This is a genomic window from Bacillus sp. NMCC4 (assembly GCF_002998555.1).
Classification (GTDB): Bacteria; Bacillota; Bacilli; order Bacillales; family Bacillaceae; genus Bacillus.
This window is the reverse complement of sequence record NZ_PVRA01000015.1, coordinates 46,689-55,688: the sequence shown is the minus strand read 5'-3', so window position 1 is coordinate 55,688 and position 9,000 is coordinate 46,689. Positions and strand designations below refer to the sequence as shown.

General features: G+C 42.2%; 10 protein-coding genes and 1 rRNA gene. All 11 read right to left on the bottom strand.

Annotated features, from left to right (window positions below):
* Positions 1–196 (bottom strand): 16S ribosomal RNA (locus C6Y02_RS18805); the annotation flags it as partial.
* A gap of 340 nt (positions 197–536) precedes the next feature.
* Complete coding sequence (gene lysS / locus C6Y02_RS18800) at positions 537–2,036, bottom strand: lysine--tRNA ligase (RefSeq protein WP_106031948.1); 1,500 nt, start codon at positions 2,034–2,036, stop codon at positions 537–539.
* A 90-nt stretch (positions 2,037–2,126) separates the two neighbouring features.
* Positions 2,127–3,128, bottom strand: coding sequence for a tRNA dihydrouridine synthase DusB (gene dusB / locus C6Y02_RS18795; RefSeq protein ID WP_066031443.1), 1,002 nt, complete (start codon positions 3,126–3,128; stop codon positions 2,127–2,129).
* Positions 3,121–3,354 carry a helix-turn-helix domain-containing protein gene (locus tag C6Y02_RS18790; protein ID WP_034665770.1) on the bottom strand — a complete coding sequence of 78 codons (234 nt, stop codon included), beginning with the start codon at positions 3,352–3,354 and terminating at the stop codon, positions 3,121–3,123. The genes dusB and C6Y02_RS18790 overlap by 8 nt, the downstream gene beginning before the upstream one ends.
* On the bottom strand, positions 3,306–3,809 hold the full coding sequence (gene folK, locus C6Y02_RS18785) for a 2-amino-4-hydroxy-6-hydroxymethyldihydropteridine diphosphokinase (RefSeq protein ID WP_060595371.1): 504 nt from the start codon (positions 3,807–3,809) through the stop codon (positions 3,306–3,308). The genes C6Y02_RS18790 and folK overlap by 49 nt, the downstream gene beginning before the upstream one ends.
* Positions 3,806–4,168, bottom strand: a complete 363-nt coding sequence (gene folB, locus C6Y02_RS18780; protein WP_034665765.1) for a dihydroneopterin aldolase — start codon at positions 4,166–4,168, stop codon at positions 3,806–3,808. The genes folK and folB overlap by 4 nt, the downstream gene beginning before the upstream one ends.
* Entirely contained in the window at positions 4,161–5,018 is an 858-nt protein-coding gene (folP, locus tag C6Y02_RS18775) for a dihydropteroate synthase (RefSeq protein ID WP_060595370.1), read from the bottom strand. The genes folB and folP overlap by 8 nt, the downstream gene beginning before the upstream one ends.
* A 9-nt stretch (positions 5,019–5,027) precedes the next feature.
* Positions 5,028–5,876: an aminodeoxychorismate lyase gene (gene pabC / locus C6Y02_RS18770; protein WP_066031445.1), complete on the bottom strand. Its 849-nt coding sequence runs from the start codon at positions 5,874–5,876 to the stop codon at positions 5,028–5,030.
* The gene (gene pabA, locus C6Y02_RS18765) at positions 5,873–6,466 is read right to left on the bottom strand and encodes an aminodeoxychorismate/anthranilate synthase component II (RefSeq protein ID WP_060595368.1); all 594 of its coding nucleotides are present in this window, start codon (positions 6,464–6,466) and stop codon (positions 5,873–5,875) included. The genes pabC and pabA overlap by 4 nt, the downstream gene beginning before the upstream one ends.
* A gap of 13 nt (positions 6,467–6,479) precedes the next feature.
* Entirely contained in the window at positions 6,480–7,898 is a 1,419-nt protein-coding gene (pabB, locus tag C6Y02_RS18760; RefSeq protein WP_106031950.1) for an aminodeoxychorismate synthase, component I, read from the bottom strand.
* Positions 7,899–8,022: 124 nt separating this feature from the next.
* Complete coding sequence (cysK, locus tag C6Y02_RS18755) at positions 8,023–8,946, bottom strand: cysteine synthase A (protein ID WP_012008673.1); 924 nt, start codon at positions 8,944–8,946, stop codon at positions 8,023–8,025.
* Positions 8,947–9,000 lie beyond the last annotated feature (54 nt).

The following is a 9,000-nucleotide window of genomic DNA, read 5'->3' as shown; positions in this document are numbered from 1 at the left end:
CCATGCGGTTCAAGGAACTATCCGGTATTAGCTCCGGTTTCCCGGAGTTATCCCAGTCTTACAGGCAGGTTACCCACGTGTTACTCACCCGTCCGCCGCTAACATCCGGGAGCAAGCTCCCTTCTGTCCGCTCGACTTGCATGTATTAGGCACGCCGCCAGCGTTCGTCCTGAGCCAGGATCAAACTCTCCGAAAAAGTACAAAACCGAAGTTTTGTTTTTCGCCAGTTTGACTGACTACCTATGATGTATCATAGGATTTTTTTATAAAAACTCGAATTAACAGGTACGTTTTGTCTTGTTTAGTTTTCAAAGATCATTTTCATTATCGCTCGTAAGCGACTTTAATATCTTAACATTTCGTATCGGTTAAAGTCAAGAATTTTTTCAATTTCTTTTTTAACCTCGTTGCTGTTTTGCGGCAACGAATAATAATATACCATCTTGATTCTTTCCTTGCAATAGTTTTTTTAAAAAAAGTTTCATTTTATGAAAAATAAAAAGCGCCATAGTTAAAATGGCGCTTTGATTGATGTATTAACGGTTTCTCATTTGTGGGAAAAGCAGTACATCTCTGATTGATGGAGAATTTGTTAATAGCATGATTAACCGGTCGATACCGATTCCTAGTCCGCCTGTTGGAGGCATACCATATTCTAATGCTTCAACAAAATCGTCATCCATTAGATGCGCTTCGTCATTCCCTTCTTCACGTTCTTTTAATTGAGCTTCGAATCGTTCTCTTTGATCGATTGGATCGTTTAGCTCTGTGAATGCATTAGCATGCTCGCGGCGTACGATAAATAGTTCAAAGCGATCAGTGAAGCGAGGGTCTTCAGGATTTTTCTTAGCTAATGGAGAAATCTCCACTGGGTGTCCGTAAATAAATGTTGGCTGAACCAATGTTTCTTCTACTTTTTGCTCGAAGAACTCATTGATGATATGACCTACTGTCATGTTTTTCGTGATTTCAATTCCGTGATCAGCGGCATACTGCTTCGCTTCTTCAACAGACATCTCCTGCCAGAAGTCTACACCAGTTGCTTCTTTGACCGCTTCAACCATATGGAGTCTCTTCCATTCAGGCTTGAGATCAATTTCATCTTCTCCATATTGAATAGTGGTTGTTCCTAGTACCTCTTCGGCAATATGAGCAATCAGGTTTTCAGTTAGGTTCATGATGTCTTTGTAATCTGCGTAAGCTTCGTACAGCTCGATCATAGTGAATTCTGGGTTATGACGAGTTGATACACCTTCGTTACGGAATACACGGCCAATCTCGTATACTTTCTCTAGGCCACCGACAATCAAGCGTTTTAAGTGCAGTTCAATCGCAATACGCATATAAAGCGGCATATCCAGTGCATTGTGATGAGTAATGAAAGGACGTGCTGATGCACCACCAGGGATGCTGTGCATTGTTGGTGTTTCAACTTCTAGGTACCCTTTAGAATCTAAGTATCTTCTCATGGATTGAATAATCTTGCTTCGCATGATGAACGTCTGCTTACTTTCTGGATTTACAATCAGGTCAAGGTAGCGCTGACGATAACGTTGTTCAACATCTTTGAGTCCATGATATTTATCAGGAAGCGGGCGAAGTGCTTTTGTGAGAACCTCAAAGCTAGTCGCTTTAATTGAAAGTTCTCCAACGTTCGTTTTAAATACCATTCCTGTTACACCGATGATATCGCCTAGGTCTGAGCTTTTGAATAACTCGTAAGCTTCTTCTCCTACACTATCTTTACGAACGTATATTTGAATTTGTCCTTCTAAGTCTTGTATATGCGCAAAGCCAGCTTTCCCTTTTCCTCGCTTTGTCATCATACGTCCAGCGATTGTCACTTGGGCAGACTTTTCTTCTAAGTCTTCTTTAGAAAACTCATCATATTCAGCGATAATTTGTGCGGATTGATGAGAACGGTCATATCGTTCGCCGAATGGATCGATACCCTCTTCTCTCATTTTATTCATTTTGTCACGTCTGACCTGGAATTGGTCATTTAATTCTTCGTTATTAAGCCCTTCATTACTCATTTATATCACTCCAATAATGTATTTTGCAGAGAAAAGCAGAAAAACTGCCAGTACATGCACTAGCAGTGAGCTACAAAAAGAAAGATAGTCTTATCCTACTTTTATACTTTGAAGCTCTTTTGCCTCGGCTTCGATCGTAAAGTCATCAAGAACTTGTACTAGCTCCGCTCTCGTTTCACTTTGATTGATTTGATTTCTTACGTCCGCATTGCCTCGGACACCTTTTAAGTACCATGCTGCGTGCTTTCTCATTTCTCTGACAGCCACGTGTTCGCCTTTTAGGTCAATGAGTCTGTCTAAGTGAAGTTTGCACACTGACATCTTCTCACGTACATTTGGCTCTTCTTTTAGTTCACCCGTTTCTAAATAATGAACCGTTCGATAGATCATCCACGGGTTTCCTAGTGCGGCTCTTCCGATCATGACAGCATCTACACCTGTTTCATCAAGCATACGTTTTGCATCTTGAGGGGTTTTGACATCTCCATTGCCGATGACAGGGATGGAAACAGATTGTTTGACCTCTTTTATAATATCCCAATTCGCTGTTCCTTCGTACATCTGCACACGTGTCCGTCCGTGAAGCGCAACCGCTTGTCCACCTGCTCGTTCAACAGCACGGGCATTGTCGATAGCGAAGATATGATCTTCGTCCCAGCCCATTCTCATTTTCACCGTAACAGGTTTATCTACAGCATCTACAACAGCAGAGACCATTTCATAAATCTTGTTTGGATCAAGCAGCCATTTCGCTCCTGCATCACATTTCGTAATCTTCGGTACAGGACAGCCCATGTTAATATCAATAATGTCCGCTGTTGTGTTCTGGTCTACAAACTTTGCTGCTTCAACGAGTGTGTCTTTTTCACCTCCAAATATCTGAAGGCTCAAAGGTTTTTCACGTTCATCAATGTATAGCATACCCATTGTTCTTGCATTGTTGATCAGGATCGCTTTGTCACTGACCATTTCAGCGCAGACTAAACCCGCTCCAAACTCTTTAACTGTCAGTCTGAAGGCAGAGTTGCACACACCAGCCATAGGCGCGAGCACCACTTTGTTATTAATGTCGATATCTCCGATTTTAAACATCATTTCCCCTCCTTCCTTCTTCAAGAATTGGCGAAAGTTCTTCCACCGTTATATTTAAAGCATCTGCTATTTGACCAACCAATTGGTTTGTTGGTAATCGATTGCCTCGCTCAATTTCTCCTAAGACAGAGACAGAGATGCCTAGTCTTTTCGCGAACCCTTCCTGAGTATACCCTTTTAGCTTTCGGTATGCACGAATTCTTCTACCCCACATGTCTTTTTCCATATGCTTACACCTTCTTGGTCTGTTACGGCATTTATTTGTACTTCGCCGATTTCTGGGCAAATCTCACTCATCGGAACAAGAACGAATAAACGTTCGTACATTCTAGGATGTGGTACTACAAGCTGTTCTGTTTCAATATTTTCACGATTATAAAGTAAAATGTCAAGGTCAGCCGTTCGCGGTCCCCATCTCACTTCTCTTGTTCTGCCTAACTCTTGCTCGATTTTCTGAGTAAGTACCAGTAGTTCATTTGGACGAAGCGAAGTGGAAATTTTCACAGCCATATTTAAAAAGTCATCTTGGTTTTCGTAACCTACAGGTGTTGTTTCATATATAGAGGAGATCAATTCTACTTGAACCTCTGGATGTTCGTGCAGTTTTTTGACAGCTTCTTTTAAATAGGTTTCCTTTTTACCTATGTTCGAACCTAAAGCGATGTATGCGGTATTGTTCATGTGCGTGATCTCGTCATTTCAATTGCAACGGACTGATAGTGTCCTGGAATTGGCGGATCTGGTTTGATCACCTTCACTGTACATTCCTGAACTGTCGGAAAGTCCTTTAACACTTGGTTCGCAATTCTTTCTGTCAGTGTTTCAACAAGGTTGACCGATTCACCTTCTACAATGCTTTTGCAGATTTGGTAGAGCTCTGCATAATTAATGGTCTCATTGAGGTCATCAGTTTGTCCGGCTTTACTTAAATCAAGTGAAGCTGTTAAATCCACACGGAATCGCTGTCCTAATTTATTTTCTTCTGCAAATACGCCATGATAGCCGTAAAATTCCATTCCATTTACATATACTTTATCGATGATAAGCGCCTCCCTTATTCAACATGGCATCCATCATTTTTGCCATTCTTGCGATTTCTTTTACATCATGTACACGAACCATCGCACTGCCTTTTTGAATCCCAAGGCAGACCGTGGCTCCCGTTCCTTCAGTACGTTCTTCCGGCGGCAGGTCTAAGACAGCTCCGATGAATCGCTTTCGAGATGTAGCTAAGAGCAGTGGATACCCAAGGTGACAAAAATGTTCGAGCTCATTCATGACCATGAGATTGTCCTCTTTATTTTTCGCAAATCCTACACCTGGGTCTAATATGATCATGTCATCACGGACACCCGCTTGTTTTGCAATTTGAACACTTTCTTTCAAATCTGCGATCATATCTGAAATCAGATGTGTGTAGTTTCGCTCTGGCCGATTGTGCATTAAAATAATCGGCACATTGTGCTTCGCTGCCACATGCGCCATTTGAGGATCTGCCTTCGCTCCCCATACATCATTAATGATGGAAGCTCCAGCTTTCACCGCTTCATCTGCAACATGGGCTTTATACGTATCAATGGAAATCGGTACATCCAATTGTTTTGTGATCTTTTCAATGACGGGAATGACTCTTGAAAGCTCCTCTTGTTCTGAGACAAATGCCGCTCCTGGGCGAGTCGATTCTCCGCCTATATCAATGATATGTGCCCCGTCCTCTATCAGCTGGGCTGCATGAGCCAGCGCTTTATCCACTTGATTAAACTTTCCTCCATCTGAAAAAGAGTCAGGTGTGACATTTAAAATGCCCATGACCAATGTCTTTTCTTCATAACTAAGGGTGTGGTGCTTGGCTTGTATGATTTTAGGCTGTTTTATCACTTGTTGTGTCATTGTGTCCACCTACTCTTTATAATCTAGACGTTCTTTTGTATATTGTGTTCTCAATTTTGTTGAGAAGATCCGGCTGTTTTGAGGAAAGGAGATTTCCCCTATACTTCTGAAAGGCACAATCCCTTGAACAGAATTGGTCATCCATGCCTCATCAGCTGATAGCAAATGGGAGACTGTATATCGCCCTACTTTTAGTGAAGCCTCCATCGCTTGGAGTGTTTCGATACAATATCGACGAGTGACTCCATTTAAAATGCCTGTATCAAGTGACGGTGTATAAATCACATCGCCTTTTCGCCAAAATACATTGGAAGTAATTCCTTCTGCCACATCATTTTCTTTTGTTAAAAAGATACCTTCTAATTTCGGATCATTTCCCACTTCTCTTTTAGCCAGCAGGTTGTTCATATAATGGTGAGACTTAAGGCGCCTCGGACCTTCCGGGGTATTTCTCCTCGTTTGAAGAATGACTCCCTGTTTCTCATCTAAAACAGATTCGGGCCGGAATGGAGAGATCATGACAAACACGACAGGCTCTTCATAAGGATCTGCAGAAAATCCATTGCCCCTGCCCGCAGAAACATTGAAGCGAATTCTCGCGTGTCCACCGGCTATTTCGTTTTTATTTAGTAAGGTATGAATAATGTCGAGTACAAATGGTTTCTCTATTGTGGATTCGATGCAAAGGTCACGCAATGATTGATTGAGCCTTTCAAGGTGCCAATCTAACAGAAAGACTTGTCCTGCCAGGCTGGTAAATGTTTCGAATACACCGATGCCATATAGAAAACCATGATCAAAAGGAGAAAGAGTCGCGTCTTTCTCCTCTATATACTGACCGTTCAGATAAATGATCATGCGTTTACTTCATGCCCCTTTTTACGATAGGTTTCAATGAAATTTTTAAGCATTTCTTTTCCGAACGACGTCATAATCGATTCAGGATGAAACTGTACACTTTCAATCGGCAGCTCTTTATGGCGAATGGCCATGAGCTCACCTTCCTTTGTGCTGGCTGTTGCGTCAAAACACTCCGGCAGCGTCTCGTTTTTGACAATTAATGAATGATATCTCGTTGCGACAAGCGGATTTTGGAGTCCAGTGAAGACACCTTTTCCGTCATGAGCAATCTCTGACGTTTTACCATGCATTAAGCGTTCTGCACGAATGACATCCCCGCCAAAAACTTGCGCGATGGATTGATGACCTAGACACACACCGAAGATCGGAATACTTCCCGCAAAGTGCTTGATCGCCTCCATACTAATTCCCGCTTCATCTGGACTGCATGGCCCCGGGGAAATCATGAGAAAATCCGGCTTGAGTTCTTCGATTTCTTGAATGGTTACTTGATCATTCCGTTTCACGATCAATTCTTCTCCAAGCTCACCTAAATACTGGACCAAGTTGTACGTAAATGAATCATAATTATCAATCATTAATATCATGCTCTGCTCACCTCTAACTCAAAATAGTCTCTTCTTTGCTCAACTGTAATGCTTTTTTCACTGCATAGGCTTTTTTAATCGATTCTTTGTATTCGTGCTTTGGTACAGAATCGATGACGATCCCAGCACCCGACTGCATAAAGGCTTTGCCTTCAGTACAGTACGCCGTACGAATGACGATGTTAAAGTGCATATCTTGATTGAATCCAAACCAGCCTATAGATCCAGTATAAAGCCCACGCCTTGTCGGCTCAAGCTCTTCTATGATTTCCATTGTTCTCACCTTTGGAGCACCTGTAATTGTTCCGCCTGGGAATACAGCTCTCATGACATCTACTGCATCACAATCATCACGCAGTTCCCCTTGTACGTTGGATACAATGTGCATCACGTGTGAATATTTCTCAATCGCCATAAATTCGTTCACTTTTACTGAGCCATAAGTAGACACGCGTCCAAGGTCATTCCGCTCAAGATCCACGAGCATCACATGCTCTGCGCGTTCTTTTTCATTTTCAATGAGCTCTTTTGCCAGCGCTTGATCCTCAGCGTCGTCTTTGCCTCTTGATCTTGTACCCGCAATCGGTCTTGTTTCTAATTGATTCCCCTTTTTCTTAATAAGCAGCTCTGGAGATCCACAAACAATCTGGAAATCAGGCGTGTGCAGATAAGACATATACGGAGATGGATTGACTTGACGTAACGTTTTGAATAAATCATACGGATGTGTGTGGAGCTGTTCATCTTGTCTGATGGATAAATTCACTTGGAACACATCACCGCTTGCGATATATTGTTTAATTTTCTCTACTGCTTCTCCAAAGGTTTCTTCGGTAAACGGTGCTGCTGGTACAAATTCTGCAGAAGATTCATGAACAGGAGATTGCGCTGATTCTTCTGAAGAGCTTGTCCACTTTCGCTTCAAATCTTCGAGTCTTTGATGAGTGTCACTCACAGGTTCCGTTCCTTCTGTGTGAGTGATCAGCCACAGCACGTTTTCTTCATGATCAAAGACCGCAACATCATTAAATACGAGAAAATAAAGATCAGGTGTTTTCAGGTCATCAATGGACAGCATTTTAAAATGCTCGATATATCTTGCATAATCATAGCTTAAAAATCCAATCGCCCCGCCTTGAAAATCAGGATATTCCTCATTCATTTCGGTTTGAAGGGTTTGGAACCAATCCGTAAACGCTCTGAATGGATCGCCTTTTTTGAACAGCACCTCATCTTGATAATGGATGGTTGTCATCCCGTCTTTCCCCTTCGCTTTAGCAACCGGGTCAATGCCAGCAATGCTGTATGAACCGCCGCGAGCACTTTCAAGAAGAACATGGTGTGTTTCGCCAGCAGTTAATTGTTCGTATCTTTTCAGGAAAGCATCTTTCGTAAAAGGAATTTGGATGCCCATCGGCCTGCGTTGTGTCATGTTATCATCCTTTTTCATTTTCATTAATCTTATTGTAATGCAATCCAATTTATTTAGAAAATAGTATTTGCTTTCCATCTACAGATTTCATAAAAAAACCCCAGCAAATGCTGGGGTAATTGGTTTAATCGAATTGATAAAGAGGTGTACTGAGATAACGCTCCCCATTACTTGGGATGATAGCCAGAACCTTTTTCCCTTTACCAAGCTTCTTCGCTGTTTGAAGTGCTGCGTAAATAGCTGCTCCTGAAGAAATACCGCCAAGGATCCCTTCCTCTTTCGCTGCTTTTCTTGCAAGCTCAAATGCATCTTCGTTTTTCACTTGGATAATACCGTCATATACTTCCGTGTTCAAGATTGAAGGGATAAAACCTGCTCCTATCCCTTGGATTTTATGCGGGCCTGGCTTTCCGCCTGATAATACAGGAGAATCTGTCGGCTCTACCGCATAAAGCTGAATCGATGGGATGGCTTCTTTTAGGACTTCACCAGCACCCGTAATCGTGCCGCCCGTACCAACACCTGCAATAAATGCATCAAGCTCGCCGTCAAACTGTTCAAGAATTTCTTTTCCTGTAGTACGACGGTGAATCTCCGCATTGGCTTCGTTGCTAAATTGCTGAGGCATGAAGTAACCATGCTCTTCTGCCAATTCTTCTGCCTTTTTAATGGCACCTTTCATTCCTTCTGCACCTGGTGTTAAGACAAGCTCTGCACCATAAGCGCGTAAAAGGTTGCGGCGCTCCTGACTCATTGTGTCTGGCATCACTAGAATTGCGTTAATTCCTTTAGCTGCCGCTACCATCGCAAGACCGATCCCTGTGTTTCCGCTTGTTGGTTCGATGAGCGTGTCGCCGGCTTTTAAAGTACCTTTCGCTTCAGCATCTTCGATCATCGCTAACGCAATACGATCTTTTACACTGCTGCCCGGGTTCATATATTCAAGTTTCAAGTAGACATCCGCACTGTCTTCATCTACTAAACGGTTTAATTTAACGACTGGTGTATTTCCTATTAGTTCAAAAACTGAATTTGCAATACGAGCCATCACTAACACCTCTATCTCCGAGTAATTTTATTGTATTAATATTAAATTATCAAT

What these genes read in the sequence shown, in the direction of transcription:
- folK (WP_060595371.1), bottom strand. Translation starts at nt 3,809, where the DNA reads ATGAACAATACCGCATACATCGCTTTAGGTTCGAACATAGGTAAAAAG.
- cysK (WP_012008673.1), bottom strand. Translation starts at nt 8,946, where the DNA reads ATGGCTCGTATTGCAAATTCAGTTTTTGAACTAATAGGAAATACACCA.
- folP (WP_060595370.1), bottom strand. Translation starts at nt 5,018, where the DNA reads ATGACACAACAAGTGATAAAACAGCCTAAAATCATACAAGCCAAGCAC.
- pabB (WP_106031950.1), bottom strand. Translation starts at nt 7,898, where the DNA reads ATGACACAACGCAGGCCGATGGGCATCCAAATTCCTTTTACGAAAGAT.
- C6Y02_RS18790 (WP_034665770.1), bottom strand. Translation starts at nt 3,354, where the DNA reads ATGGAAAAAGACATGTGGGGTAGAAGAATTCGTGCATACCGAAAGCTA.
- pabA (WP_060595368.1), bottom strand. Translation starts at nt 6,466, where the DNA reads ATGATATTAATGATTGATAATTATGATTCATTTACGTACAACTTGGTC.
- dusB (WP_066031443.1), bottom strand. Translation starts at nt 3,128, where the DNA reads ATGTTTAAAATCGGAGATATCGACATTAATAACAAAGTGGTGCTCGCG.
- pabC (WP_066031445.1), bottom strand. Translation starts at nt 5,876, where the DNA reads ATGATCATTTATCTGAACGGTCAGTATATAGAGGAGAAAGACGCGACT.
- lysS (WP_106031948.1), bottom strand. Translation starts at nt 2,036, where the DNA reads ATGAGTAATGAAGGGCTTAATAACGAAGAATTAAATGACCAATTCCAG.